This is a genomic window from Sinomonas susongensis, from assembly GCF_005877005.1.
Lineage (GTDB): Bacteria > Actinomycetota > Actinomycetes > Actinomycetales > Micrococcaceae > Sinomonas > Sinomonas susongensis.
Genome location: NZ_SSNH01000003.1, coordinates 217,306 through 242,574, shown reverse-complemented (window position 1 = coordinate 242,574; position 25,269 = coordinate 217,306). Strand labels below are relative to the sequence as shown.

General features: G+C 70.3%; 25 protein-coding genes. 13 read left to right on the top strand and 12 right to left on the bottom strand.

Going from position 1 to position 25,269, the window contains the following annotated elements:
* Positions 1-19: 19 nt before the first annotated feature.
* On the top strand, positions 20-1,327 hold the full coding sequence (gene manA, locus E6A21_RS06355; protein ID WP_138443298.1) for a mannose-6-phosphate isomerase, class I: 1,308 nt from the start codon (positions 20-22) through the stop codon (positions 1,325-1,327).
* Here manA and E6A21_RS06350 read toward each other — a convergent pair.
* The 3 genes from E6A21_RS06350 to glpX form a co-directional block, all read right to left on the bottom strand.
* Positions 1,324-1,983, bottom strand: coding sequence for a trimeric intracellular cation channel family protein (locus tag E6A21_RS06350; RefSeq protein WP_138443297.1), 660 nt, complete (start codon positions 1,981-1,983; stop codon positions 1,324-1,326). The genes manA and E6A21_RS06350 overlap by 4 nt on opposite strands.
* A gap of 11 nt (positions 1,984-1,994) precedes the next feature.
* Entirely contained in the window at positions 1,995-3,089 is a 1,095-nt protein-coding gene (locus tag E6A21_RS06345) for a lipid II:glycine glycyltransferase FemX (RefSeq protein WP_138443296.1), read from the bottom strand.
* A gap of 84 nt (positions 3,090-3,173) precedes the next feature.
* Positions 3,174-4,211 carry a class II fructose-bisphosphatase gene (gene glpX / locus E6A21_RS06340; RefSeq protein ID WP_138443295.1) on the bottom strand — a complete coding sequence of 346 codons (1,038 nt, stop codon included), beginning with the start codon at positions 4,209-4,211 and terminating at the stop codon, positions 3,174-3,176.
* 144 nt (positions 4,212-4,355) lie between these two features.
* Here glpX and E6A21_RS06335 point away from each other — a divergent pair, with 144 nt between their 5' ends.
* From E6A21_RS06335 to E6A21_RS06320, 4 genes are all read left to right on the top strand, one after another.
* Positions 4,356-4,958, top strand: coding sequence for a DUF4245 domain-containing protein (locus E6A21_RS06335; RefSeq protein ID WP_171041287.1), 603 nt, complete (start codon positions 4,356-4,358; stop codon positions 4,956-4,958).
* Between the two features lie 139 nt (positions 4,959-5,097).
* Positions 5,098-5,712: a carbonic anhydrase gene (locus tag E6A21_RS06330; protein ID WP_138443293.1), complete on the top strand. Its 615-nt coding sequence runs from the start codon at positions 5,098-5,100 to the stop codon at positions 5,710-5,712.
* Between the two features lie 70 nt (positions 5,713-5,782).
* The gene (locus E6A21_RS06325) at positions 5,783-7,216 is read left to right on the top strand and encodes a class II fumarate hydratase (protein ID WP_246036232.1); all 1,434 of its coding nucleotides are present in this window, start codon (positions 5,783-5,785) and stop codon (positions 7,214-7,216) included.
* Positions 7,217-7,222: 6 nt separating this feature from the next.
* On the top strand, positions 7,223-7,711 hold the full coding sequence (locus tag E6A21_RS06320; RefSeq protein ID WP_138443292.1) for an NUDIX hydrolase: 489 nt from the start codon (positions 7,223-7,225) through the stop codon (positions 7,709-7,711).
* 3 nt (positions 7,712-7,714) lie between these two features.
* Here the strand turns inward: E6A21_RS06320 and E6A21_RS06315 are convergent, their stop codons facing one another.
* Complete coding sequence (locus tag E6A21_RS06315) at positions 7,715-8,233, bottom strand: prepilin peptidase (protein WP_138443291.1); 519 nt, start codon at positions 8,231-8,233, stop codon at positions 7,715-7,717.
* 71 nt (positions 8,234-8,304) lie between these two features.
* The gene (phoH2, locus tag E6A21_RS06310; RefSeq protein ID WP_138443290.1) at positions 8,305-9,639 is read right to left on the bottom strand and encodes an RNA 5'-3' helicase PhoH2; all 1,335 of its coding nucleotides are present in this window, start codon (positions 9,637-9,639) and stop codon (positions 8,305-8,307) included.
* 255 nt (positions 9,640-9,894) lie between these two features.
* Between phoH2 and E6A21_RS06305 the strand changes: the two genes are divergently transcribed.
* Positions 9,895-10,557, top strand: a complete 663-nt coding sequence (locus E6A21_RS06305; protein ID WP_138443289.1) for a GntR family transcriptional regulator — start codon at positions 9,895-9,897, stop codon at positions 10,555-10,557.
* Positions 10,558-10,648: 91 nt separating this feature from the next.
* A complete protein-coding gene (locus E6A21_RS06300) occupies positions 10,649-11,851 on the top strand; it encodes an MFS transporter (RefSeq protein WP_138443288.1) in 1,203 nt (400 codons plus the stop codon).
* A 147-nt stretch (positions 11,852-11,998) separates the two neighbouring features.
* Here E6A21_RS06300 and E6A21_RS06295 read toward each other — a convergent pair whose 3' ends face one another.
* Positions 11,999-12,760 carry an isoprenyl transferase gene (locus tag E6A21_RS06295; protein WP_138443347.1) on the bottom strand — a complete coding sequence of 254 codons (762 nt, stop codon included), beginning with the start codon at positions 12,758-12,760 and terminating at the stop codon, positions 11,999-12,001.
* A gap of 243 nt (positions 12,761-13,003) precedes the next feature.
* On the opposite strand from E6A21_RS06295, the gene trhA reads away from it, so the two are divergent.
* A complete protein-coding gene (gene trhA / locus E6A21_RS06290; protein ID WP_138443287.1) occupies positions 13,004-13,678 on the top strand; it encodes a PAQR family membrane homeostasis protein TrhA in 675 nt (224 codons plus the stop codon).
* Positions 13,679-13,684: 6 nt separating this feature from the next.
* On the opposite strand, the gene E6A21_RS06285 is transcribed toward trhA, so the two are convergent.
* The 3 genes from E6A21_RS06285 to mca form a co-directional block, all read right to left on the bottom strand.
* The gene (locus tag E6A21_RS06285) at positions 13,685-15,850 is read right to left on the bottom strand and encodes a thioredoxin domain-containing protein (RefSeq protein WP_138443286.1); all 2,166 of its coding nucleotides are present in this window, start codon (positions 15,848-15,850) and stop codon (positions 13,685-13,687) included.
* A gap of 91 nt (positions 15,851-15,941) precedes the next feature.
* Complete coding sequence (locus E6A21_RS06280) at positions 15,942-16,298, bottom strand: hypothetical protein (RefSeq protein WP_138443285.1); 357 nt, start codon at positions 16,296-16,298, stop codon at positions 15,942-15,944.
* Between the two features lie 22 nt (positions 16,299-16,320).
* Positions 16,321-17,226: a mycothiol conjugate amidase Mca gene (gene mca, locus E6A21_RS06275; protein ID WP_138443284.1), complete on the bottom strand. Its 906-nt coding sequence runs from the start codon at positions 17,224-17,226 to the stop codon at positions 16,321-16,323.
* Between the two features lie 18 nt (positions 17,227-17,244).
* On the opposite strand from mca, the gene E6A21_RS06270 reads away from it, so the two are divergent.
* Both E6A21_RS06270 and greA read left to right on the top strand, forming a co-directional pair.
* Positions 17,245-17,700, top strand: coding sequence for a DUF4307 domain-containing protein (locus tag E6A21_RS06270; RefSeq protein ID WP_246036231.1), 456 nt, complete (start codon positions 17,245-17,247; stop codon positions 17,698-17,700).
* Positions 17,701-17,916: 216 nt separating this feature from the next.
* Positions 17,917-18,408: a transcription elongation factor GreA gene (greA, locus tag E6A21_RS06265; RefSeq protein ID WP_138443283.1), complete on the top strand. Its 492-nt coding sequence runs from the start codon at positions 17,917-17,919 to the stop codon at positions 18,406-18,408.
* Positions 18,409-18,547: 139 nt separating this feature from the next.
* On the opposite strand, the gene ilvA is transcribed toward greA, so the two are convergent.
* From ilvA to E6A21_RS06250, 3 genes are read right to left on the bottom strand one after another with little or no spacing between them, the layout of a single operon-like run.
* Positions 18,548-19,801: a threonine ammonia-lyase gene (ilvA, locus tag E6A21_RS06260; RefSeq protein ID WP_138443282.1), complete on the bottom strand. Its 1,254-nt coding sequence runs from the start codon at positions 19,799-19,801 to the stop codon at positions 18,548-18,550.
* 11 nt (positions 19,802-19,812) lie between these two features.
* Positions 19,813-21,012 carry an AI-2E family transporter gene (locus E6A21_RS06255; RefSeq protein ID WP_138443281.1) on the bottom strand — a complete coding sequence of 400 codons (1,200 nt, stop codon included), beginning with the start codon at positions 21,010-21,012 and terminating at the stop codon, positions 19,813-19,815.
* Between the two features lie 27 nt (positions 21,013-21,039).
* On the bottom strand, positions 21,040-21,972 hold the full coding sequence (locus E6A21_RS06250) for an aldose 1-epimerase family protein (protein ID WP_138443280.1): 933 nt from the start codon (positions 21,970-21,972) through the stop codon (positions 21,040-21,042).
* A gap of 172 nt (positions 21,973-22,144) precedes the next feature.
* Here E6A21_RS06250 and E6A21_RS06245 point away from each other — a divergent pair, with 172 nt between their 5' ends.
* Genes E6A21_RS06245 through galK form a run of 3 tightly spaced genes read left to right on the top strand, consistent with a single transcriptional unit; the run spans position 22,145 to position 25,214 of the window.
* On the top strand, positions 22,145-22,942 hold the full coding sequence (locus E6A21_RS06245) for a DeoR/GlpR family DNA-binding transcription regulator (protein ID WP_138443279.1): 798 nt from the start codon (positions 22,145-22,147) through the stop codon (positions 22,940-22,942).
* Positions 22,939-24,060 (top strand): galactose-1-phosphate uridylyltransferase, encoded by a 1,122-nt coding sequence (gene galT / locus E6A21_RS06240; protein WP_138443278.1) that lies wholly within the window; start codon positions 22,939-22,941, stop codon positions 24,058-24,060. Before E6A21_RS06245 ends, galT begins: the two co-directional genes overlap by 4 nt.
* On the top strand, positions 24,057-25,214 hold the full coding sequence (gene galK, locus E6A21_RS06235) for a galactokinase (RefSeq protein WP_138443277.1): 1,158 nt from the start codon (positions 24,057-24,059) through the stop codon (positions 25,212-25,214). The genes galT and galK overlap by 4 nt, the downstream gene beginning before the upstream one ends.
* Positions 25,215-25,269 lie beyond the last annotated feature (55 nt).

Here is a 25,269-nt window from a genome sequence, read left to right as displayed (position 1 = left end):
GAGGCAGCCAGAGCAGCCCATGCACCTCCTGCTGAACACCCTCCGCCCCTACGCTTGGGGCTCGACCACCGCGATAGCGGAGCTCCTCGGACGCGAACCCTCGGGAGGGCCCGAGGCCGAGCTGTGGATCGGCGCGCACCCGGACTCGCCGTCGCGCGTCGTCGGCGAAGCGGGTGAGCAGGAGGCCGAAGCTCCTGCCGAGGGCCCGGGAGCGGAGCGTGAAGACGGCGGCGGGCTCGACGAGCTCATCGCCCGCGACCCCGAGGCTGCACTCGGTGCCGAGAGCATCGCGGCGTTCGGGCCGCGACTCCCGTTCCTCCTCAAGGTCCTCGCCGCCGACCACGCCCTCTCGCTCCAGGTCCACCCGACCCTCGAACAGGCTCAAGCGGGCTTCGCGGCCGAGGAGAGTGCCGGCGTCGACCGCGGGGCGCCGCACCGCAACTACAAGGACGACAACCACAAGCCCGAGATGATCTTCGCGCTGAGCCGCTTCGAGGCCCTGTGCGGGTTCCGGGCGACGGCGGACGCTGCGGCGCGCTTCGAGGTGCTCACCGCACTGCTCGCCGGACACGAGGCGGCAGAGGTCACGGAGCAGGTCGCGGAGCTCCTCCGGGGCCCGGACGAGGGCGAGGCGCTGCGGGAGGCCTTCGCACGGCTCATGGCAGGCGGCAGCCAGGTGCGGACCGCCGTGCAAGCGGCCGCAGCCGCTATCGAAGCGTCCGCGACGGACGACGCCGGGCTCCTCACCGTTGCGGCGCTCGCCCGCGAGTACCCCGAGGATCCGGGCGTCCTAGTCTCCCTCCTGCTCAACCGCGTCACCCTCGAGCCCGGAGAGGCGCTCGCCCTGGATGCGGGCAACGTCCACGCCTACCTCTCGGGGCTCGGGATCGAGGTCATGGCCTCCTCGGACAACGTGCTGCGCGGGGGCCTCACCCCGAAGCACGTCGACGTCGCCGAGCTCCTGGAGACGGTGGACTTCAGCTCGCTCCCCCTGCCGACGGTCGAGGCCGACGAGTCTGCCCTCGGCCAGGAGCTCTACCGGCCGGGCTTCGCGGAGTTCCAGCTCCAGCGCATCCACGTCCCGGCGTCGGAGGCCGGGATGGGCGCCCCCAGTCCGGAACCGGTGCCGGTCGCGCAGGCCGGGGCCGCGGTCGTCCTCGTCGTGGACGGCTCGCTCACCCTCGACACCCCCAAGGGCGACCTCGTCGTCTCGCGTGGGCAGGCGGCCTTCGTGCCGGACATCGAAGCTCCCGCCCTCGCGCACGCGGGCGACGGCGGAGTGCTCGCGTTCGCTGTCACGACGGGGCTCGGGACGGACCTCGCCTAGCGCTGCCCGTTCCCCGGACCGCGCTTCGGCAGCCGGAGCTCGCCGGGCGCCGGGAGCACCCAGCCGCGCCAACGCGCGAGGATGCTGATCGCAGACGTCGTGAGGATCGAGACCGCCATCCCCCAGGTCGGGTGCCCGAGGCTCATGAGCAGCGTCATCTCGGCACTCCCTATGAGCGCGCCCGTGGCGTAGAGGGTGTTGCCGCCGAAGATCACGGGCAGGCGGCCGATCACGATGTCACGGATCATGCCGCCGCCCACGGCCGTGAGGACGCCGAGGAGGATCGCGGGGAGCCACCCGAGCCCCGCCCCGAGGGCCTTCGCCGCGCCGGTGGCCGCCCAGCAGCCGAGGGCGAGCGAGTCCGCGAAGAGAAGGCCTCCTCGCGCGAAGCGGCCCTTGAGCGGCAGCACGAAGGCGACCGCGGCGCCCGCGATGGCGAAGATGAGATAACCCGAGTTCGTGAAGGCGACCGGGAAGCCCACCTGCAGCAGGGTGTCCCTGAGGAGGCCGCCGCCCAACCCCGACACGATGCCCAGCACGACGAAGCCCACGGGGTCGAGCTTGAGCTCCCTTGCCACAGCCCCGCCCAGGATGGCGTTCGCGAGCACGCCCGTGAGGTCGACGGTATCGAAGAGCGCACCCGGGCCGATGTTCACTTTTGGCCGGCCTACCGCCCGGCGAGCTGCTTGGCCCGGCCGCGGGCACCCTTGGCCCGGCCGACGGCTGCCTTGGCCTGGCCGACGGCTGCCTTGGCTGCGGACCGGCCACTCTGCAGGGTCCGGCGGGCGAGCGGCATGCCCGTCGCGTAGACCGGGTAGAGGGGCGAGAGCGGCAGTTCCCAGGTCCCGGCGAGCAGGTTCTCGTGCGGTGCGAACTGCTTCTTGAAGTCCGAAATGCCGTCGTTGAGGAGCCCGTTGAGGTCGTAGCGCGTGCAGCCGTCGGCCTTCATCTCAGTGAAGGCGGCCCACTTGACCCCATAGTTCGCGCGCGCCTTCTGGCCCGCCGCGGTTACACCGCCGTAGAGCTCGAACGCTGTCCCCGCGCTCTTGGCGATCCAGACGAACGCCACGGGCTCGCCGTCGTCGAACGCCGCCACGATCGGCGAGTCCTCGCCCAGGCAGCGCCAGATGTCCCGGTAATAGGCGTCCGAATGGATGCCGAAGCCTGCCCGACTCGCCGTCTCGTGATAGATGGCGAGGATCTTCTCGAGCTCCTCCTCGCCCGCGACCCGGCGGAACTTCAGCTCGCTCTTGAGGTTCTTGCGCACGTTCGACCGCGTCGTGCGGGACATCGCCGCCATGAGCTCGTCCTCGCTCTGGGTGAGGTCGAGGATGAGGGTTCGCGGGATGAGGATCGTGTTCTCGGTGCGCTTGAACCCGGCCGCCGCGAGGCGCTGCTCCCCCACCGAGCCGGAGTCCCAGTCCGGCTCCGCGACGAGGGCGACCGAACCCCGCGTCGCGCGCACGTGGCGGGCGACGGCGTCGACCACCTTCGCGGCGTCCTCCGGCGCGCAGACGGGACCGCGCGAGAGGTAGGCGAGCGACTTGAGCGGCCACGGCAGCGCCCGGTACAGGACCTGTGCGCCTCCGATCGTGGCGTCGCCGTCCAGGACCGTGAGGCGCTCGACCTGCCAGTGGTGCGCGGCCTTGACCTCGCCCCAGCCCCACAGCTGCAGCGGGTGTCCGCCGTGCTCGTTGACGAGGCTGTCCCAGACGCCCCGGTCAGTGCAGGCACGGACGGTCAGGCTAGGCGGGGGGGTCATGTTCCTCCTGTGGTGGGGCAACGCTAAAGGCCGCGGGCCAGTCTAGCCGCCCGAGGCGGATCTGGACTGGGACGGGCCCGGGCTTCAGGCCTGACGCGCCCAGGGCTCCCACTTGCTCGCGAGGTGCTCGGCCTCGACGAAGCGGACGGTCCCGGACTTGGAACGCATCACGATCGACTGCGTCTTCACGCGGTCCTTCTCGTACCGGACGCCCTTCAGGAGGTCCCCATCGGTGATCCCGGTGGCAGCGAAGTAGCAGTTGTCGCTCTTCACGAGGTCGTTCGTGGTGAGCACGCGATCGAGGTCGTGGCCGGCATCGAGGGCCTTCTGCTTCTCCTCGTCGCTCGTGGGCCACAGGCGACCCTGGATCACGCCGCCGAGCGACTTGATCGCGCACGCGGCGACGATGCCCTCCGGCGTGCCGCCGATGCCCATGAGCGCGTCGACGCCCGTACCCGCCCGCGCCGCCGCGATCGCGCCGGCGACGTCGCCGTCCATGATGAACTTCGTGCGCGCGCCCGCGGCCCTGATCTCCTCGACGAGCGGCTTGTGGCGATCGCGGTCAAGGATGCACACGTTGATCTGGTTGACCTTGACGCCTTTCGCCTTGGCGATGAGGTGGAGGTTCTGCTTGACGGGGAGCCGGAGGTCGACGAGGTCTGCCGCTTCGGGGCCCGTCACGAGCTTCTCCATGTAGAAGACGGCGGAGGGATCGAACATCGTGCCGCGCTCCGCGACCGCGAGCACCGCGAGGGCGTTGTTGATTCCGAGCGCCGTGAGACGGGTGCCGTCGATCGGGTCGACCGCGACGTCGACCTCAGGACCCGTTCCGTCGCCGACGCGCTCGCCGTTGTACAGCATGGGCGCCTCGTCCTTCTCCCCCTCGCCGATCACCACGACACCGTTGAAGTGGACCGTGTGGAGGAACGAGCGCATCGCGTCGACGGCGGCGCCGTCCGCGTGGTTCTTGTCGCCGAAGCCCACCCAGTGGCCGCCGGCGATGGCCGCGGCCTCGGTGACGCGCACGAGCTCGAGGGCGAGGTTGCGGTCCGGCTCGTCGGCTCCGAGGGTGAGAGAGCTGGAAAGGGTCGAGTACTGGCTGTCAATCGGCGCAGGGGACACGGTGACCTCTTCTTCGAGTCGGATTTCTTTCGATCATAGTCTGCGGGGCGGCAGCGCACCCTTGCGATGACGGGGGTCACATGGGTCCGGATGTGACGGGAAACGCGGGACAGCCGGGCCCGTGGGATGCGGGACAATGGATGGGTGAGCAGCACGCACGAAGAGGCCCAGCCCGGCACCGACCGCCCGATCGCGAAGCCGGTCCTGACCCCCGCCGCGGCAAAGCGCGCGAACGCTTCGGTCATCGGCATGATCATGGCCCTCGCCGTGTCCCTGCTCGCCATCGTCCCTGTCATGCTGCTCAGCGCGAACTCGGGGTCGCAGGTGCAGCGCCCCACGATCGACGTCTCCGCGGTGGCTTCGGACGCAAGGGGCGTAGCCGGGTTCTCCCCCGCCGCGCCGTCGCTCCCTGCCGGCTATTCCGCGAACTATGCGCGCTGGGTGTCGGGGTCTTCCGACGGCGTCGACCACTGGGACGTCGGCTGGGTCACTCCCCAACAGCAGTTCGTGTCCATCGAGCAGACGGCGATGGCGAACCCGACGTGGATCACGCAGCAGGTCAAAGAGGCGCCCACCACCGGAACCCGAGACGCGGGTGGGATCACGTGGACGCTCTACGACAAGCCGGGAGTCGAGAAGAGCTACGTGGGCAAGATCGGCAAGACCACGGTGATCGTGAGCGGCTCGGCGGGCTTCTCCGAGTTCGACGTGGTAGCCGCCGCCGTCGCGGCCACCGGGGGCCGATAGGCCGTACTGGGGGCCAAAAGACCGGCCCTGCCCGCGGCGCTGCCCACCGATGGGCCGCCGGGCCGGCAGCTCCAGTGTTGTGACGCTGCGATGACACCAATGCGGACAACAGGTAGACAGATGGGTCTAGAGTGGCCTCGTGTCTGAGACCCTGACCCCCGCAGAAGCCTGGCAAACCCTCCGCGACGGCAACGAACGCTTCGTCGCCGGGATGTCGATCCATCCGAACCAGAATGCCGCCCGACGCAGCGAGCTCGTCGCGACGCAGAACCCCTTCTGCGTCATCTTCGGGTGCTCCGACTCGCGTCTGGCCGCCGAGATCATCTTCGATCTGGGCCTCGGCGACGCCTTCGTGGTCCGGTCGGCGGGCCAAGTCATCGACGACGCGGTGCTCGGCTCGCTCGAGTACGCGATCGACCCGCTCGGGGTCCCGCTCATCGTGATCCTCGGCCATGACTCATGCGGTGCCGTGACGGCCAGCGTGAACGCGTTCTCGACCGGCACCATGCCCCAGGGCTTCGTGCGGGACCTCGTCGAGCGCATCATGCCGTCCGTCATCACCGCGCAGCGCAACGGCGCCACGACCGTGGACGAGACGGTCGTCGAGCACGTCAAGCAGACCGGCGACCGTCTGCTCGAGACGTCCCAGGTCATCGCCCGGGCGGTCGAGGAAGGCCGCACCGCCGTCCTCGGCGTCTGCTACCACCTCGGCGAGGGCAAGGCCGAGCTCGTCTCGAGCCTCGGCAACATCTGAGCCGGAGCTCGGGCGCAACGTCCAAAAGCCGGTTCGGAACGGCCCCCGCCCGGGGGCTAATCTGGGTGGCATGACTGACTCTGCCGTGCAGGATTCTGCCGAATACCGGATCGAACACGACACGATGGGCGAGGTGCGTGTGCCCGCGGCCGCCCTGTACCGGGCCCAGACCCAGCGCGCCGTCGAGAACTTCCCGATCTCGGGCAAGACCCTCGAGCGCAAGCACATCGAGGCCCTGGCCCGCGTCAAGAAGGCCGCGGCCCGCGCGAACGAGGAGCTCGGCGTGATCGACGGGGATCTCGCGGACGCCATCGCCGGCGCCGCCGATCGCGTGGCCGCTGGCGAATTCGACAGCCACTTCCCCATCGACGTGTTCCAGACGGGCTCCGGCACGTCCTCGAACATGAACATGAACGAGGTCCTCGCCGAGCTCGCGAGCCGCGCGCTCCGGGAGAAGGGCGTGGACAAGGTGGTCCATCCGAACGACCATGTCAACGCCTCGCAGTCCTCGAACGACGTCTTCCCGACGTCGGTCCACGTGGCTGCGACCAACGCCCTGCTCAACGACCTCGTCCCCGCGCTCACGCATCTCGCGGCGGCGCTCGGCCGCAAGGCCGAGGAGTTCAAGGACGTCGTGAAGTCGGGCCGCACGCACCTCATGGACGCCACGCCCGTCACCCTCGGGCAGGAGTTCTCGGGCTACGAGGCCCAGGTCCGGTACGGCATCGAGCGGATCGAAGCGTCCCTTCCGCGCGTCGCGGAAGTCCCACTCGGAGGCACCGCGGTCGGCACCGGCATCAACACGCCGGCGGGCTTCCCTCAGCGCGTGATCAAGCTCCTCGCCGAGGACACGGCGCTCCCCATCACAGAGGCCCGGAACCACTTCGAGGCGCAGGCGAACCGCGACGGCCTCATCGAGGCGTCCGGCCAGCTCCGCAACATCGCGTACTCCGTGATGAAGATCTCGAACGACCTCCGCTGGATGGGGTCTGGCCCCAACACGGGCCTCGGTGAGATCGCCCTCCCCGACCTGCAGCCCGGGTCGTCGATCATGCCTGGCAAGGTCAACCCGGTCATCTGCGAGGCCGCGATCATGGTCGCGGCGCAGGTCATCGGCAACGACACGACCATCGCCCTGTCCTCGACGAACGGTGCCTTCGAGCTCAACGTCGGCATCCCGGTCATGGCCGCCAACCTGCTCGAGTCGATCCGCCTGCTGGCCAACACGGCGCGCGTGATGGCAGACAAGATGGTCGACGGAATCACCGCGAACGTCGAGCGCGCCCGCTTCCTCGCCGAGGCGTCGCCGTCGATCGTCACGCCGCTCAACAAGTACATCGGCTACGAGAACGCAGCCGCCATCGCGAAGAAGGCCGTCAAGGAGGGCCTCACGATCCGCGAGGCCACGATCGCCCTCGGCTTCGTCGAGCGCGGCGAGCTCACGGAGGAGCAGCTCGACAAGGCCCTCGACGTCACGACGATGACGGGGCAGGCCAAGGCCTAGACAGCCATGCCCACCCCCGACTTCGTCCTGGCGCTCCGGGACATGATCGGCGTCCACCCTCTGTGGCTGCCCGGCGTCAAGGCAGTGGTGACTGACGACGCCGGGCGGCTGCTCCTCGTGCGCCGCGCCGACAACGGCCGCTGGACGGTCCCCGCCGGGATTGTCGAACCGGGCGAAGAACCCGCGGCCACGGCCGTCCGGGAAGTGCTCGAGGAGACCGGGGTGCACGTGCGGGTCAGCCACCTCGCCGGTGTCGGAACGACAGCTCCCGTCGTGTATCCGAACGGCGACCGGGCACAGTACCTCGACGTCGTGATGGCGTGTGCCTACGTCTCGGGCGACGCCAGGGTCAACGACGACGAGAACCTCGAGGTGCGCTGGTTCGAGCCCGAGGGCGTTCCGGACCTGCCGCCGCTGCACCGGAGGGCGATCGAGTGGGCCCTCGACCCCGGGCGCGGGGCGCACTTCGTGGGCGCTCCTGCGGGAGAGTCCTAGCAGCTAGGCGGGCAGCAGGAGCGCGAGGGCGGCGCCAGCCAGCATGAACGGCCCGAATGGGATGGCCGTCTTGCCGGTCGCGCGCCGCAGCACGATGAGGACGACGCCGTAGAGTCCACCGAGCAGGAACGCGGCCGCGGTGCCCCAGAGGAGGTGCTCCCAGCTGAGGTATCCGAGGTACAGGCCGAGGACGCCCGCCAGCTTCACGTCGCCGAGGCCCATGCCGGCGGGGTACACGACGCGGAGCACGAAGTAGACGGCCCACAGCACCGCCCCGCCGCCGACCACGCGAGCCACCGCTCCGCCGTCGAACGTGGCGCCCGCCGAACCGATCGCGGCGGCAACGGCGAGCGGCAACGCCGCCCAGTAGCTCGGCAGCACAATCCGGTTCGGCAGGAGATGGCTCCGGATGTCGATCACGGCGAGCCGCGCCGCCATCCAGACGAAGTACGCCAGGCACGCCGCGACAAGCCAGAACGCGACCGGGCTCGTGTGCCAGAGCTCGGGGAGTCGGTGGGTCACAGTTGGACCCTATCCGACGACTCCCTCACTCCGTGGCAATCACCCTTGGATCTCGGCTCCTAGATCGCCCCTTAGATCTCGGCCCGCTCGAGCAGCTCTGTCACGAGCGCCGCGATGGGCGAACGCTCGGACCGTGTGAGCGTCACGTGCGCGAAGAGCGGGTGGCCCTTGAGCGTCTCGACGACGGCTGCGATCCCGTCGTGCCGCCCCACCCGCAGGTTGTCGCGCTGGGCGACGTCGTGTGTGAGGACGATCTTCGAGTTCTGACCGATGCGGCTCATGACCGTGAGCAGGACGTTCTTCTCGAGCGACTGCGCCTCGTCGACGATGACGAAGGAGTCGTGCAGCGACCGTCCCCGGATGTGGGTGAGGGGCAGTACCTCGAGCATCCCGCGGTCCATGACCTCGTCGATGACGGCGGGGCTGGTCACCGCACCGAGCGTGTCGAAGACCGCCTGGCCCCAGGGGTTCATCTTCTCGGCCTCAGTGCCCGGCAGGTAGCCGAGCTCCTGGCCGCCCACGGCGAACAGCGGCCGGAACACTACGACCTTCTTGTGCTCGCGGCGCTCCATGACGGCCTCGAGGCCGGCACACAACGCGAGGGCCGACTTGCCCGTGCCGGCCTTCCCTCCGAGGGACACGATCCCGACAGCGGGATCCATGAGGAGGTCGATCGCGAGCCGCTGCTCCGCGGAGCGCCCGTGGAGCCCGAAGACGTCACGGTCGCCGCGGACGAGGCGGACCTGCTTGTCCGCGCCGACGCGGCCGAGGGCCGAGCCGCGGGAGGACATGATGACAAGCCCCGTGTTGACGGGCATCTCGGCCGCTTCCGGAAGGAAGACCGGCTCGTGGCCGTACAGCGCCGAGACCTCCGCCTCGCTCGCCTCGATCTCCGCGACCCCGGTCCACCCCGAATCGACGATCTGCTCGTTGCGGTACTCGTCCGCGTCGAGCTGCATCGCGGACGCCTTGACGCGCATCGGGAGGTCCTTCGAGACGACCGTGACGGAACGTCCCTCATTGCCGAGGTTCTTCGCGACGGCGAGGATCCGCGAGTCGTTGTCACCGCTGCGGAAGCCGGCGGGCAGCACCTCTGCCGAAATGTGGTTGAGCTCGACTACGAGCGTCCCGCCCAGCGCACCGATCGGAATCGGGCTGCCGAGGCTCCCGTGCTCGAGGCGGAGATCGTCCAGCAGTCGCAGCGCCTTGCGGGCGAAGTAGCCCAGCTCGGGATCATGGCGTTTCGCCTCGAGTTCGGTGATCACGACAACGGGGATCACGACCTCGTGCTCCGCAAAGCGCAGCACGGCCCTCGGGTCCGACAGCAGCACGGAGGTGTCCAGCACATAAGTCCGCCGACCGACAGCGGCGGTGGGCTCTCCGGACAGCGTTCCTGTGGTCGTCACGTCGACTCCAGCCCCCGGGTTTCCCCGGCAGTCTCCAGATTTTTCCGGCTCGGCCGTGAGGCCGAACCGGCCTCCTGGAGCAGCTGCAAACGCAACGCCCAATTCGGCCTCCCCGTTCGGGAAGCGGATGCCCCCGATGCCGCCACATTACGCCGCACGAGGTTGCCGCGAAATGAACATGCCGGGCATGTTGCCTGAATCACTGGGATCCGTTGTTGCATCTATCATTGCGTACAACAGGCTAGAGTTGTGGTTGTGTCGTTCCTGTCGCCGGTTCTTCCCGGATCGCCCGCCACTGCCGCCGAGAGGGCCTATGCCTCGCTCGCCGAGGACATCGTCTCGGGAACGCTCCAGGCGGGATCGCTCATCACCGAAGGCGAGCGTGCCGACTCCCTGGGCATGAGCCGGACGCCCGTCCGGGAAGCCTTCCTCCGGCTTGCCGCCGAAGGCCTGCTCCGCCTCTACCCCAAGAAGGGCGCGATCGTCACCGCCGAGGACGACGCCGCCGCGCGGCATCTCCTCGAAGCCCGGGTCATGCTCGAGGCGGAATCGGTCCGGGTCGCCGAGGCCGAGGCGCGGACCACCACCGAATCTGCCCTCAGGGGCTTCCTCGACGAGCAGGCGCGGGCCCGAGAACGCGGGGATGCGCTCGCGTTCGCGAGTGCGGACCACGCCTTCCATGCGGCCGTTGCAAGCGCCTCGCGGAATCCGATCCTCGACGGCTTCTACGCCCAGCTCCGCCCACGGCTCGCGCGGCTCACGCACGCCGTCGTCCGCAGCGGCAGGTCCGACGTCGCGCGCTTCCTTGCGCAGCACCGGGAACTCGCCGAGCTCTTCGCCCACGGTGATGCCGCGGGATACTCCCGCCTGCTGCGCGCACACGTCGGCCTCGGCGGCCGCGGTGCTTCGGGCTCCTGACACGGCTCCGCCCGCCAGAATCGGGGGCCCGTCCCGACAGCAGCCCGGGGCCCCAGCACCCTACCCGCTCCCCAACAACAGAAAGCCCCTCATGCGCCGCCCCTGGCTCCGTGCCTCGTCTGCCCTGTTCGCCATCGCGTGGGGCGGGAACCACTTCACCCCGCTCCTGCACCTCTACGAGGTGAACTTCCACTACTCGGTGCTCGCGGTCGACGTCTTCCTCGGAACCTACGTGGCCGGACTCGTCCCCGGTCTCCTGCTCGGGGGCGCACTGTCCGATCGCCACGGACGCCGCCCCCTCGTGCTCGCCGGCGTCCTGCTCTCGGCCGCTGCGAGCATCGTCCTCGCCGTGGGGTCCGCCTCGGCCGTGGCCATGTGCGGCGGACGGTTTCTGGCCGGTGCCTCGGTGGGCGTTGCGATGTCAGTCGGCACGAGTTGGGTCAAGGAACTCTCGGGACCGCGGTTCGACCCGACACTCGCTCCGGAAGGCAGTTCCGCCGCAGGGGCGCGACGCCCCGCCCTCGCGCTCACCCTCGGTTTCGGGCTAGGCGCAGGGGTGGCGGGCTCCCTCGCCCAATGGGGCCCCCTCCCGTCGGTCCTCCCCTACGCGGTCCACGTGGTGCTCGCGCTCGCGTCGCTCGCGCTCGTCGCCTCCGTGCCCGAAACGAAGTCCGCAGGGGGCAGCCGGAGCTCCAGGGGCCTCTGGGACGACCTCCGGGTGCCGCTCGTCGGGCATGAGAGATTCGTGCGCGTTGTCGTGCCCGGGGCGCCGTGGATCTTCGCTACCGCCGGAATCGGGTACGCCGTCATTCCGCTGCTCGAAGCACCCGTCGTCGGACGCTGGGCTCTCGCCTACGCAACCGGCCTCACGGTGCTGACCCTCGGCGTGGGCGCCGTCGTGCAGCCGTTCGTTCCCCGGATCAACGCCCTGACGCACGGGCGGGCCGGGGTCGCCGGCCTGGCGGCAATGCTCGTCGGGCTCCTGGCTGCCGCCGGAAACGCCGTCGTCCTCTCACCGTGGCTCGGCGCACTCGCGGCGGCGATCCTGGGGGCCGCCTACGGGACGTGTCTCGTCTCGGGCCTGGGCGAGGTGCAGTCGATCGCGGGCCCCGACGATCTCGCCGGCCTCACGGGCGTCTACTACAGCCTGAGCTACCTCGGCTTCCTGCTCCCGATCGTGCTGGCCGGCCTCGCAGGGTTCGCCCCCTACGCGGTGCTGCTCCTCGTGGTCGCCGCCGTGTGCCTCGCGTGCCTCGTCGCGGTCGCGCGCGGAATCAGGTCGACGGCGGCCTGAAAAGCGCGGCGGCCTGAACAGCGCGGGCGATCTGAACAGCGCGGGCGATCTGAACAGCACGACCGCCTGAACAGCGCGGCGACCTGAACAGCGCGGCGGCCTGAAAAGTACGGCGGCCTGAACAGCGCGGCCTAAAAAGCGCGCCGCTCAGGCGCCGAAGCGGCGCTGACGCCCCGCATAGTCGCGGAGGGCGCGCAGGAAGTCGACCTTCCGGAAGTCCGGCCACAGGGCCTCGCAGAAGTAGAACTCGCTGTAGGCGCTCTGCCACATGAGGAAGCCGGAGAGCCGCTGCTCCCCCGACGTGCGGATCACGAGGTCGGGGTCCGGCTGCCCCGCGGTGTAGAGGAAGCGGGAGATGTCGTCGACGTCGAGCCGATCGGCGAGCGCCGTGATGTCCTCGCCGCGGGCGAGCGCGTCCCTGAGGAGATCTCGGACGGCGTCGACGATCTCGCGGCGGCCGCCATAGCCGACGGCGACGTTGACGTGGAGGGGTTCCGACGGGCTCGGCTTCGCCGTGAGACGGGCCAGGCGTTCCGCGAGGTGGTCGGGGAGGAGCTCGGGGGCGCCCATAGCGTGGACGGAGACTTTCGGGTCGTCGTCGAGCCTGTCGAGCGTCTCGGCAATGATCTCCGTGAGCTCCGCCAGCTCGTCGCTCGAGCGGTTCATGTTGTCGGTCGAGAGCATGTACAGGGTCACGACCCGCACCCCGAGCTCGCGGCACCAGCCAAGGAATTCGTGGATCTTGTCCGCCCCGGCCCGGTGGCCTTGGGCCGTCGGGGCGTTGAACTGCCGGGCCCAGCGGCGATTGCCGTCCACCATCACGCCGATGTGCCCGGGGATGTTCTCGGGCGTCAGGACACGCTGGAGCCGTCGCTCGTAGTACCCGTAGAGGAAGGCGGGAAGCTCCATCCGGTCCTTCCCGTGACGCCGTCGCGCGGTCACGGCGCCGTCACCGCCCGGGTCTCGGGGTGCAGCCAGGCCGCGGCCCGACTCGACGCCGGACCGACGCACCAGAGTCCCGGCCACCGCTCACGCATGGCCCCCAGCCTACCGGCAGCGCGGCGGGCGCCGGCGCTGGACCCACGGGTGGGGCTGGCCCCGGCGGCTGGCTACCGGGGAGTAACTTAGGTACATGGAGGCTAGACTCGAAACATGCGGCAGCACGAGGTGAACCGCGCGGAACTCTTGGCGCTCAAGCCGTCGTGGCGGGGTTGGATCCACACCGTCGCCGCGCCCATCGCGCTTGTGGCCGGCATCGTCCTCGTCGCGTTGGCTCCCACGCCCGACCGGAAGATCGCGTGCGCCGTCTACGCATTCACCGGCCTCGCCCTGTTCAGCGTTTCCGCGGTCTACCACCGCGGCAGGTGGTCACCTCCCGTGAAGGCGATCCTCAAGCGGATCGACCACACGAACATCATGCTTGTCATCGCAGGCACCTACACCCCGCTCTCGTGGGTGCTCCTTCCGCGCCCGACGGCCGTCGTCCTCCTCGTCGCGATCTGGGCCGCGGCCGTGCTCGGAGTACTCTTCCGCGTCATCTGGCTCACCGCGCCACGGTGGCTCTACGTGCCGATCTACATTGCCCTCGGCTGCGCCGCACTCCTGTTCCTCCCCCAGTTCTTCGCGGCGAACGCCCCCGCCGCGATTCTCGTGTGCGTGGGCGGGGCCTTCTATATTGCCGGCGCGGTCTTCTACGGGTTCCGGCGGCCCAACTTCAGCTGGCAGCATTTCGGGTTCCACGAGTTCTTCCACGCCTTCACGGTCGCGGGCTTCGCCGTGCACTTCGTCGCGATCATGGTCGCGATTGTGGGCGCACCCGGCCTCTGACACCCGTCATCCTCCGGCACGCACCTGTTCCACCAGCTCCTCAGGCGTGCTGACCGGGAGCCGGCAGGCGAAGTCCCGGCACACGTAGGCGAGCGGCGACCCATGCGGGCCTGCTGGCCGGTCGGCGAGCAGCGGGACGCGTGAGTCCTCGGCCACGGCTTTCCCGGCGGCGACCACGAGCCCGGGGCTGGGTGCTGCCCACGCTGCGGCGAGCAGACGGCGTCGTTCCTCGCCGGGGGCGCCGACGACGGCGATCTCGAGGGGGCCTGCGAGGGCGGCCTCGGCCACGGCGAGGAGCCAGCCCGCCACCCGAGGCCCCTGGGCGAGGACACGTGGCAGGCCAGCGAGGATCGAGGATGCGAGCCCCCGGTCGCCGGAGGAACTGCTGTACGCAGCGTGGGTCAGAAGGACGCCGGCGAGCAAGGAGGCTCCGCTCGGAATCTCCGTGTCGTGGGGATCGAGCGTGCGCGCTCCGGCGAGAGCGGCACGTACGCCAGCCGATGCTCCACCGGAGCCATCAGCGGCCACTGCTTCACGGGCCGACCCATCACCGGCCACTGCCTCGTCCGAGAGCAGCCCATCCGCGACGAAGCGCCCAGTGGCGGCAGTGACGAGCTCCTCCGCCCACGCGTACCAGCGCTCCTCCCCGGTTGCCGCATAGAGCGCGAAGGCGCCCTCCGCGCAGCCCGCATAGTCCGCGAGCAGGCCCTCGATCCCCGCTGCCGAGCCGGCGTGGGACACGCGGAGGAGCCGCTCCCCGTCCCAGTGCACGGTTGCGAGGAGCTCCGCGGCGCGGCGCGCCTCGTCGAGGAGTTCGGGCCTCTCAAGGGCCCACGCCGCGTCCGCGAGGGCGGCGACGGCGAGGCCGTTCCAGCCAGCGACCACCTTGTCGTCCCGCCCGGGCGGTGTCCGGCGGGACCGGGCGGCGAGGAGCGCAGCGCGGTGCCGTTCGAGGAGTTCGCGCTCCTCGGGGCCGAGCTCGCGGCCCGCGTGCAGGGGAGCGGCATTCTCGGGTTGGTCGCCGCTGGGGAGCCCAAAGAGCGAGGCAAGGCGCCCGGCGTCGTCCGAGTTGTCCGCGCCCAGGGCATCGCCGAGCTCCCGGCGCGTCCAGACGTAGTAGCCGCCCTCGACGCTGCGTCCATCGCGGTCCGAGTCGGCGTCGAGGGACGACGCCAAGCCCCCCTCGGGAAGGCCGAGCTCGCGGACGAGGAAGTCCGCCGTGAGCCCGGCGGCCCGACGTGCCTCCTCGAGCGGGAACTCCGCCGAGCCTCCGAGGCGCACCCAGTGCGCGAGGACCCGCAGCAGCTGAGCGTTGTCGTACAGCATCTTCTCGTAGTGCGGGAGAGACCAGTCCGCCGTCACGGAGTACCTGGCAAACCCGCCGCCGAGGGCGTCGAAGAGGGCCGAGCGGCACATGGCCGCGAGCGTGCGGCCCGCGAGGCCGCGCGCGACGTCGGCGCTGCCGCTGCCGCTGTCAGGGGACGTTCCAGCGGAGGTTCCCACAGCGTGGCGGATGAGGAATTCGAGAACGGGCGACGGCGGGAACTTGGGGGCGCCCCCGAAGCCGCCGTGTTCGGGATCCTCGGTCCGCACGAGTCCCGCGACTGCCGCCTCGAGCGTCTGAGGCTCAACACTCCCCGCGGGGGCCTCGACGTCGAGTAGGTGCGCGGAGAATACCCCGCCCAGCCCCTCGGCGAGCGCGGCGGCCTGCTGCTCGACGGCGTCCCGGCGCTCGGTCCAGGCCTCCCAGACCGCGTCGAGAATCTGGCGGAAGCTGGGGCGTCCCGGGTACGGGAGCGGCGGGAAGTAGGTGCCGGCGTAGAACGCGCGGCCGTCCGGCAGGGCGAAGATGCTCAGGGGCCAGCCGCCCTGGCCGCTCATGGCCTGGCACGCCGCCATGTAGACGGCGTCGACGTCCGGGCGCTCCTCGCGGTCCACCTTGATGCTCACGAACCGCTCGTTGAGCACCTCGGCCGTTGCGCGGTCCTCGAAGGACTCGTGGGCCATGACGTGGCACCAGTGGCACGCGGCGTAGCCGATCGAGATGAAGAGTGGGACGCCGCGTCGCTCTGCCTCGGCAAATGCCTCGTCGCCGTAAGGCTGCCAGTCGACGGGATTGTCCGCATGCTGCCGGAGGTAGGCCGAGGGGCTCCCGGCCAGTCGATTCGCCATACCCCTGAGTCTCCCCCGGAAAGGGGACGGCTACACACCTGCACGAACCGGCGGGCGGTGCGCCCGCTCCGGCCGCGCCGGTCGCGAGCACCTAGCGCGGGGCCTTGGGACCCCGGCTGGCCGAAGACCCGTTCTCTGACTTCGCGCCGTCGCCGAGGGCCTCCGGACCGGCAGCCTCGTCCGCGTCGCCGTCGCCCTCGTCTGCGTCCCCGCGGCCCTCGGGAGTCTCGCCGGCAGCGCGCTCCTCCTCGACCTGGCTCCGGTACCGGACGCGCCGGAGGCGGCGCACCATGTCCACGATGAGAAACAGCATGAGGACGACGATGAACGCCGTCGACAGGAATCCCCAGATTCCCGGGGTGATCTGGTCGTCCGTCAGGCCCGGGCGGAGCGTCCCCGAATCAGTCGGGCTGGGCGTGGCGGCGAGGGCCAGAAGCAGAGAATGCACCCCACAATCTTAGCGTGCGAAACTATCGCAGCCCGGCGAAGAGATCCGTCTCAGTCTCGCCGTCCTGCGGGTAGCCCACGGACGACGAAATGAGGGAGTAGTCCTCCCAGGGCCACAGGCGCTGCCGCAGCTCGAGGGAGACGGCGAAGAACGAACCGTCCGGGTCCACCTGCGAGGCGTGCGCGGCGAGGGCGCGGTCCCGGATCTCGAAGTACTCGCCGCACTCGACCTGGCTCGTCACAGGGTGCCGCGCCGCCCACGGGTGGTGGCCCTCGGCGTCGTCCTCGGTGGCTGAGGCGACCCAGCGCGCGTAAGGGGATTCGAGCCCCGCCTCGAGCAGGGCCCGGTGGAAGGACTCGTACTTGCGGACGTTGAAGGGCACGTCGTAGTAGAGCTTCGACGGCTCCCATGGTTCCCCGGCGTCCCGGTACTCGTCCTCGAGCGGGGCCGCGCGGAATGCTTCGACCGCGACCCTGTGGGCCATGATGTGGTCCGGGTGGGGGTAGCCGCCGTTCTCGTCGTACGAGACGACGACGTGGGGCCGGAACTCGCGCACGAGCCGCACAAGAGGCGCCGCGGCCTGGTGAAGCGGGAAGGTCGCGAACGCGCCCCACGGCAGCGGCGGCAGAGGATCGCCCTCGGGGAGTCCCGAGTCGGTGAAGCCGAGCCACCGGTGCTGCATGCCGATGATGCGCTGCGCCTCGGCCATCTCGAGCCGCCGGACGCCAGCCATGTCACGGCTCGCGTGGGGGTGGCCCAACAGCGCGGGGTTCTGGATGTCCCCTCGCGATCCGTCCGTGCAGCTCACCACCATGACCTCGTGGCCTTCGGCGAGGTACTTCGCCATCATGGGGGCGCCCTTGCTGGACTCGTCGTCCGGGTGGGCGTGGACGGCGAGGAGACGGAGCGGCTCGTTACCTACAGACACGTCTCCTAGAATAGTGGGGTGACCCAAAGCCCCGGAGCAGCAGCCGACTCGCGACACGCCCCCGGCGGGAGCGCTCGGTACGGCGACCGCTACGGCGCCCCCCGGCACAGGCTGTCCAAGCGCGCGGGGCTGATCCTGTCCGCCATCGCGCTCGTCGTCGTCATCATCGGTGTCGCGGTGTTCGCGTGGAGCGGAAACAGCCAGACCGTCTCCTTCAAGGACGTCAACTTCACGACGCCGGACGCCTGGCACGCCACCGAGGACATCCAGGTGACGAAGGAAGCCTCCCAGACGGCCTACTGCACGGTGAAGGCGCTCGACAGCTCGTTCGGCGTCGTCGGCTGGAAGCAGCTGGAATTCGGGCCCGTTCAGGGCGCCTCCGGTGAGGTGACGCAGCAGGCGCACGTGGCGCTCCGCACCCAGGTCAAGGCCGTCTCCGTCTCGGTCGATTCCTGCTGGATCGCCGGCACCTGACCGGCCCACAGGACCAGCGGCAGCCTCGGGGAGTGTGACACGCGCCTCATTCCCAGCTTGGGATCGTCTGGCTCGGTCACTACAATGGAGTGATACCAATGCCCCGTCGGTGCAGCAGGCGGACCGGGTCTCCACCCGGCGCCGCGGCAGCGCTCCGGCGGGGTCTTTGCATGGAAGGCCGTGCAGGGATGTGCACGGATTGATGGAGGAGACGAGATGACCACCACCCACCATGGCGGCGCATGGCTCACGCAGGAGGCGTACGACCGCCTGAAGGCCGAGCTTGACCACCTCTCAGGTGCCGGCCGTCACGAGATCGTCGAGAGGATCGAGGCGGCCCGCCAGGAGGGCGACCTCAAGGAGAACGGCGGCTACCACGCGGCCAAGGAGGAGCAGGGCAAGATCGAGGCCCGCATCCGCCAGCTGCAGGAGCTCCTCCGCAACGCGCAGGTAGGCGAGAAGCCCGCTGACGACGGCGTCGTCGAACCGGGCATGCTCGTCGTGGCCAAGATCGCGGGCGAGGAGGAACGCTTCCTGCTCGGTTCGCGTGAGATCGCGGGCGACGCGGAGATCGACGTCTTCAGCGAGAAGTCCCCGCTCGGCGCGGCGATCATCGGGCACAGGCAGGGCGAGAAGCTCTCCTACACCGCGCCGAACGGCAAGGAGATCAAGGTCGAGATCATCTCGGCCACCCCGTACGCGGGCTGACTCCAAGCGTCGTCCCGACGGCATCGCGGGCGGCAACACCAGGGAGAACGACGACGGCGGCGCCGACCCATCGATGGGTGCGGCGCCGCCGTCGTCTGCGTCCGGCTGCCCCTGTTGGTCCGTGTGCCGCCGGCGGTTGTCAGACGTGGATGACGACCGGCTGGAAGCCCTCCGCGCGCAGCGCCTCGAGGACCTGGTCCGAGTGCTGGTGGCCCTTCGTCTCCATGTCGATGGTGATGGCGACGTCGCCCATGGCGATCGACCCACCCACGCGGGTGTGGTCGACGCCCGTGACGTTCGCGTCGTTCTCCGCGATGATCCGCGAGATGGTGGCGAGCGAACCAGGGCGGTCGTCGAGCATCATGCGCACCGTCAGGAACCGGCCGGCGGCGGAGAGGCCGCGCTGGATCACCTTGAGCATGAGCATCGGGTCGATGTTGCCGCCCGAGAGGATGACTGCGGTCTTCTTGGCGTCGATGCCGAGCTCGGCGAGCTTGCCGTCCATGAGCGCGGCGACGCCGACGGCGCCTGCCGGCTCGACCACGAGCTTGGCCCTCTCGAGGAGGAAGATGAGCGCGCGGGCCAGCGAGTCCTCGCTCACGGTCACCACGTCGTCGACGAGTTCGCGGATGATGCTGAACGGGATCTGGCCAGGCAGCCCGACCGCGATGCCGTCCGCCATCGTGGCGACCTTCTGGAGCGGCACGACGGCGTCGGCGGCGAGCGACGGCGGGTACGCTGCCGCGTTCTCCGCCTGCACGCCGATCACGCGGATGTCCCGGCCCAGCTGCGCCGCCCGGGCCTTGACTGCGACGGCCACGCCGGCGAGCAGGCCGCCGCCGCCAACGCCCATGAGGATCGTGTCGACGTCGGGAATCTGCTCGAGGATCTCGAGCCCCACGGTGCCCTGCCCTGCGACGACGTCGGCGTTGTCGAACGGGTGGACGAACACGGCCCCCGTCTCCTCGGCGTAGCGCTTCGCCTCGGCGAGCGCCTCGTCGACGTTGTGGCCGTGGAGGACGACTTCCGCTCCGTGGCTCCGCGTGGCCTGGAGCTTGGGGAGGGCCACGCCGAGCGGCATGTAGATGCGGGCCCTGATGCCCAGGCGCTTTGCCGCGACGGCCACGCCCTGCGCGTGGTTGCCCGCCGAGGCCGCGACGACGCCGAGAAGGCGCTCCTCCGCGCTCAGCCGGGCCATACGCACGTACGCGCCGCGCACCTTGAAGGAGCCCGCCCGCTGGAGGTTCTCGCACTTGAAGTAGACGTCGGACCCGACCATCTGGCCAAGCGCCCTCGACGTTTCGATCGGGGTCTTCGCAATAATGCCTCCGAGCAGCTCCTGTGCGGCAAGGACATCGTCCAGCGTCACAGCGAGGGTCGAGAGGACATTCATGGGTCCGGCTCCTAGGGGCTTTCGGGGGTCTCTGCGGCGCGGGGACTCTCGGAGGGGGCCTCCGGCAGAGTCAGCGCCCTATCAGTTTCCCACGCCCGGGCCGAGATGAAGCGAACCGCAGAGTTTGCGACGGCAAGGGTGGGCACCGCGAACAGGGCTCCCGGGATGCCCGCCAGGTAAGAGCCCGCGGCGACGCTGAGGACGACCGCGACCGGGTGGAGGGCGACGGCCCGCCCCATGACGAGCGGCTGAAGGACATGGCTCTCGAGCTGCTGCACCGCAATGACGACAGCAAGCATGACGACGGCGTTGACGAGGCCGTTCGCGACCAGTGCGAGCAGGACGGCGACCGCGCCGCTCACGAGGGCACCGACCACAGGGATGAAGGACGAGACGAAGACGAGGATTCCGAGTGGGAGCGCGAGCGGGACGCCGAGGATCGCGGCCCCCACACCGATTCCGACGGCGTCCACGGCCGCGACGAGGACCTGGACGCGGACGTAGCTCACGAGCGAGACCCACCCGGCCCGGCCGGCGCCGTCGGTCGCCGCCCGTGCGTTCCTCGGCAGGAGCCCGACGAGGAACGTCCAGATGCGTTCGCCCTCGAGCAGGAAGAACACGAGCACGAAAAGGGCGATGAGCGCACCCGTGATGATGTGGCCGGCGGAGCTTCCGACGCTCAGGACCCCATTGAGCACGCCGCTCTGGTTGTTCTGGAGCAGGTCCTTGCCGTTGTCGATGTAGGTCTGGAGCTGGGCGGCCGTGAGCTGGAGCGGGCCCTCGGCGAGCCACTTCTGCACCTCGCCGAGGCCTGCGAGCGCTTGGTCCCACAGCTGGGCGAGGCCGGCCGTGATCTGCCGGCCCACGAGTGTCAGGAGTCCCGCGACCACCCCGATGAAGCCGAGCTCGGTGATGGCGACGGCGAGGCCGCGCGGGACGTGGGCGCGGCGCAGCCAGACGACGACGGGCCCGAGGAGGCCCGCGAGCAGGGCCGCCACGAGGACGGGGATCACGAGGAAGCTGAGGTGCGCGAGGCCCCACAGCGCGGCGCTCACGACCGCGATGATGATCGCGAGCCGCCACGACCACGCGGCGGCGATGCGCAGGGCGAAGGGCAGGTCAGCGTCGGTCACACGGCGGTGGGTGGCTGGCCCTTGGGTAAGCGTGGAGCGGTCAGGGGCGTCGGTCCGGGGTGCGTCGGAGGCGTCCATCTGCCCATCCTGCCATCTCGCCTGCGCTCAGAGCGCGGCCCCGATCCCCCATTCCATGGCTGCCTCCCCGCCGGGAGGTACCCAGCCGAGGCTCTCCCCGCTGTTGAAGGCGTTGGCTGGCCCCGTCTGGGGCTCGAGGGCGACGGCCACCTCGCGGCCCGGGAAACGACGCGTCACGAACACGTGCGTGTAGGGGCAGCGATTGTCCTGCCAGAGCCACACGGAGCGACCGTCCGGCGCCGTGAGCGTCGCTCGGGCCACTCCGTCCTCGAAGGCGAGGCCTGTATACGCCGCATCGAGGTCGAGGGTGCTGACGCGGCGTGGGGAGGACAGGTCCCACTCCCCCGCCGCCGGAGCGGCCGAGCGCGGGATGAGCCGCGCGTCCGTCACGAGGCGGTGTCCGGCGCGCACCGTGAGCAGGAGCTCGCCGGTCTCGACGTCGCCGAGCCGCAGGTAGGGGTGGGCGCCCAGCACGAACGGCGCGGGGCGCTCGGAATCGTTGGCGAGGGCCTGGCGCACGCGCAGCCCGCCGTCGTCGTCGATCCGGTACTCCACGCGATGCCGAAGCAGAAACGGATAGCCGTGCTGTGGGAAGACCGTCCCCTCGAGGACCACCCGATCCCCTTCGTGCTCGAGGAGCTCGTAGCCCGTGTTGCGGAGCAGCCCATGGCTCGCGTTGTTCTTCGACGGTTCCGTGATGTCGAGCTGCTGGACAGTCCCCTCCAGGGTCCACCGGCCATCCTCGACGCGGTTGGCCCAGGGCGCCAGGGTGATGCCGACGGCGCCGGGCGGGATCTGGTCGTCGGCGTACGTTTCGGTGAGCTGAACGCCGTCGACCTCGAAGGAGCGGAGCCCCGCCGCGAGTTCGACGACGACGGCGGCGCTGCCACCCCGTGAAATGCGGTACTGGCGTCCGGTCGCTGCTGTGCGACGGGTGATGGCGGGACGGAGTTCGCTCATGGTTCCCCACGTTAGCCCCGACTTCCCCTCGCGCTCCGCGAGCGCGAGACGCAACGAAGCTGCCTCTTCCCTTCGCCCGCGGGAAATGTTATGTTTTGTTAGAAAAGTTGAGTTGCTGTGACTTCGCCGACAGAGTCAGCCGCCGGCAGCTTGAAAGAGTGCAGGGGGAACCGTGCTGGCAGCAGAGCGCCACGCTCGCATCGTGGCGGAACTCGAGAAGCGCGAGGCGGTCAGGGTGGCCGAGCTTGCGGCCTCGCTCTCGGTCTCCGAGATGACGATCCGGCGGGACATCGAGCAGCTCGAGAACCTCGGACTCGCCCGACGGGTCCACGGCGGTGCCGCCAGGGTGGTGGACTTCGCGTTCGCAGAGCCGGGCTTCGAGGTCAAGTTCGGGCATCACGCGGACAACAAGTCGGCGATCGCCCGGGAGGCCGTCGCACTGGTCCGGCCAGGCTCGACGCTCTTCGTCACGGCCGGCACGACGACGTTCGCGCTCGCGAAGCTCCTTCCCGCCGTCCCGGACCTCACCGTGGCTACGAACTCGATCAAGGTCGCCGAAGCCCTCGGGCACTCGGTCCGCACGATCCTCACGGGCGGTGAGCGCACGCCGTCCGAGGCCCTTGTGGGTCCGCTCGCGACCGCCTCGCTCGCCCAGCTCCACGTCGAACTCTGCTTCATGGGCGTCCACGGCCTGCACCCGCGCGGTGGCCTCACGACGCCGAACCTCCTCGAAGCGGAGACGAACAGGGCCGCAGCCGACGCCGCGGCGCGGCTCGTCGTCCTGGCGGACAGCACGAAGTACGGCCTCCTGAGCCTCGCCCAGATCGCGCCGCTCGAACGCGCCGACACGCTCATCTCCGACATCGGGCTCTCCGACGTCGCCCGGCGCGAACTCGACGAGCGGATCCCCCACGTCATCCTCGTCGACCCCGCAACCGCTGTGGGCCACGCATCCGGGAGCCACGCATGACCACAGGCACCGACCGCTCCGCCGTCACCCGAAGCACGCTCGCCGATGGGCGGGAGCTCATCTACTTCGACGATCCCGGGACTCCTCCACGTACCCCTGTGCCGGACTCCCGGGGCCTGCCGGCCCGGTCCGAGCCGGGCGAGCTCCGCTACGACGCCCTCAGCGGAGACTGGATAGCGGTCGCTGCACACCGGCAGTCGCGGACCCACCTCCCGCCAGCCGACGCGTGCCCGCTGTGCCCGAGCACGCCGTCGTTCGCGTCCGAGATCCCCGACCCCGGCTACGACGTGGTCGTCTTCGAGAACCGCTTCCCGTCGCTCGGCCCCGCCCTCGCGGAGTTGCCCGCCACCCTCCCTTGGGGTGAGGCCGTCCCCGCCGCCGGTCGGTGCGAGGTCGTGTCCTTCACATCCGAGCACACGGGATCCTTCGGCTCGCTCCCCTACGCCCGGGCGCGGACCGTGGTCGACGCGTGGGCGCACCGCACCGCGGAGCTCAGCTCCCTCCCCGGGATCCGGCAGGTCTTCCCGTTCGAGAACCGCGGCGCGCAGATCGGCGTCACGCTCCACCACCCCCACGGGCAGATCTACGCCTACCCATACCTCACACCGCGAGGCGCCCAGCTCGCCCAGACCGCCCTGCGGCACTTCGACGCGACCGACGGAACCCAGACGCTCCTCGGCTCGCTCCTCGACCGGGAACGCTCCGACGGGGCCCGCCTCGTCCTCGAAGGCGAGCACTTCAGCGCCTACGTCCCATTCGCCGCACGTTGGCCCCTCGAGGTGCACCTCGTGCCCCACCGCCACGTCGCGAGCTTCGCCGGCCTCACGGGCGAGGAGAAGGACGAGCTGACCGACGTGTACCTTCGGCTGCTCGGCGGGATCGACGCTCTCTACGAGACACCGACCCCCTACATCGCCGCGTGGTTCCAGGCACCGCTGGATCCCCTCCTCGGACCCCCCTCGCGGTTCCACCTCCAGCTCACCTCGCCGCGCCGAGCGGCGGACAAGCTCAAGTACCTCGCCGGATCGGAGGCCGCCATGGGCGCATTCATCAACGACACTCGGGCCGAGGACGTAGCGTCCCGGCTTCGGGATGCGGTTTCGGAGGCAGGCAGATGAGCCAGGGCGTGGAACGTGTGACGGCCGCCTTCCGCGACGCCTTCGGCGGGGAGGCCGACGGCGTCTGGACGGCTCCGGGGCGCGTGAACCTCATCGGGGAGCACACCGACTACAACGAGGGCTTCGTCCTCCCCTTCGCGATCGACCTCGCCGCACGCGTTGCCCTGCGCGTCCGGGACGACGGAGCGATGCGCCTCGTCTCGACAGCCGAAGCGGAGAGCGGGACCAGCCAGCTCTCCGTGCAGGGCCTGCGGCCGGAGCACGCCTCCGGCTGGAGCGTCTACCCCGCGGGCGTCGTGTGGGCATTCAAGGAGCGCGGGATCGACGTGCCGGGGTTCGACCTCGTCCTCGACTCGGATGTGCCGCTTGGGGCAGGGCTCTCGTCCTCCCACGCGATCGAATGCGCTGTCGCTACGGCCCTCAATGACCTCACGGCTGCCCGCCTCGACGCGCAGCAGCTCGTGCTCGCGACCCAGAGGGCCGAAAACGCGTTCGTCGGCGCACCGACCGGGATCATGGACCAGTCGGCGTCGCTGCGCGGCCGCTCGGGCCACGCGGTGTTCCTGGACTGCCGGGACCAGAGCGCGGAGCTGGTCCCCTTCGATGCCGCCTCGGCCGGGCTCGTGACCCTCGTGATCGATACTCGTGTGGCGCACTCCCATGCGGACGGCGGCTACGCGAGCCGCCGGGAGGCCTGCGAGCTCGGCGCCGAGGTGCTCGGCGTCAAGGCCCTCCGCGATGTCTCCGTCGAGGAGCTCGACGAGGCCCGCGGGCTCATGGACGAGATGACGTTCCGTCGTGTGCGGCACGTCGTGACCGAGGACCAGCGCGTGCTCGACACCGTCGCCGCCCTCCGGGAGTCTGGCCCCGGGGCGATTGCTTCCTTCCTCGACGCGAGCCATGCCTCGATGCGCGACGACTTCGAGATCTCCTGCGACGAGCTTGACACGGCCGTCGAGGCAAGCCGCGCAGCGGGCGCTATCGGCGCACGCATGACGGGCGGGGGCTTCGGCGGGTCCGCCGTCGCGCTCGTTCCCCTGGCTGAGGAGGACCGGGTGCGCAGCGCCGTCCTCGCCGCCTTCGCCGAGCGCGGCTTCCGTTCACCGCGGCTCTTCACCGTGACGCCGGCCGACGGCGCGCGGCGGCTCGCCTAGAAGCCCGGCGACAGAAGAGGCGGCCGCAGGACTCGTTCCTGCGGGCCGCCTCTTT

What these genes read in the sequence shown, in the direction of transcription:
- manA (WP_138443298.1), top strand. Translation starts at nt 20, where the DNA reads ATGCACCTCCTGCTGAACACCCTCCGCCCCTACGCTTGGGGCTCGACC.
- E6A21_RS06345 (WP_138443296.1), bottom strand. Translation starts at nt 3,089, where the DNA reads ATGACCCCCCCGCCTAGCCTGACCGTCCGTGCCTGCACTGACCGGGGC.
- E6A21_RS06325 (WP_246036232.1), top strand. Translation starts at nt 5,783, where the DNA reads ATGACTGACTCTGCCGTGCAGGATTCTGCCGAATACCGGATCGAACAC.
- E6A21_RS06320 (WP_138443292.1), top strand. Translation starts at nt 7,223, where the DNA reads ATGCCCACCCCCGACTTCGTCCTGGCGCTCCGGGACATGATCGGCGTC.
- E6A21_RS06300 (WP_138443288.1), top strand. Translation starts at nt 10,649, where the DNA reads ATGCGCCGCCCCTGGCTCCGTGCCTCGTCTGCCCTGTTCGCCATCGCG.
- E6A21_RS06295 (WP_138443347.1), bottom strand. Translation starts at nt 12,760, where the DNA reads ATGGAGCTTCCCGCCTTCCTCTACGGGTACTACGAGCGACGGCTCCAG.
- trhA (WP_138443287.1), top strand. Translation starts at nt 13,004, where the DNA reads ATGCGGCAGCACGAGGTGAACCGCGCGGAACTCTTGGCGCTCAAGCCG.
- E6A21_RS06285 (WP_138443286.1), bottom strand. Translation starts at nt 15,850, where the DNA reads ATGGCGAATCGACTGGCCGGGAGCCCCTCGGCCTACCTCCGGCAGCAT.
- greA (WP_138443283.1), top strand. Translation starts at nt 17,917, where the DNA reads ATGACCACCACCCACCATGGCGGCGCATGGCTCACGCAGGAGGCGTAC.
- ilvA (WP_138443282.1), bottom strand. Translation starts at nt 19,801, where the DNA reads ATGAATGTCCTCTCGACCCTCGCTGTGACGCTGGACGATGTCCTTGCC.
- E6A21_RS06255 (WP_138443281.1), bottom strand. Translation starts at nt 21,012, where the DNA reads ATGGACGCCTCCGACGCACCCCGGACCGACGCCCCTGACCGCTCCACG.
- E6A21_RS06250 (WP_138443280.1), bottom strand. Translation starts at nt 21,972, where the DNA reads ATGAGCGAACTCCGTCCCGCCATCACCCGTCGCACAGCAGCGACCGGA.
- galT (WP_138443278.1), top strand. Translation starts at nt 22,939, where the DNA reads ATGACCACAGGCACCGACCGCTCCGCCGTCACCCGAAGCACGCTCGCC.
- galK (WP_138443277.1), top strand. Translation starts at nt 24,057, where the DNA reads ATGAGCCAGGGCGTGGAACGTGTGACGGCCGCCTTCCGCGACGCCTTC.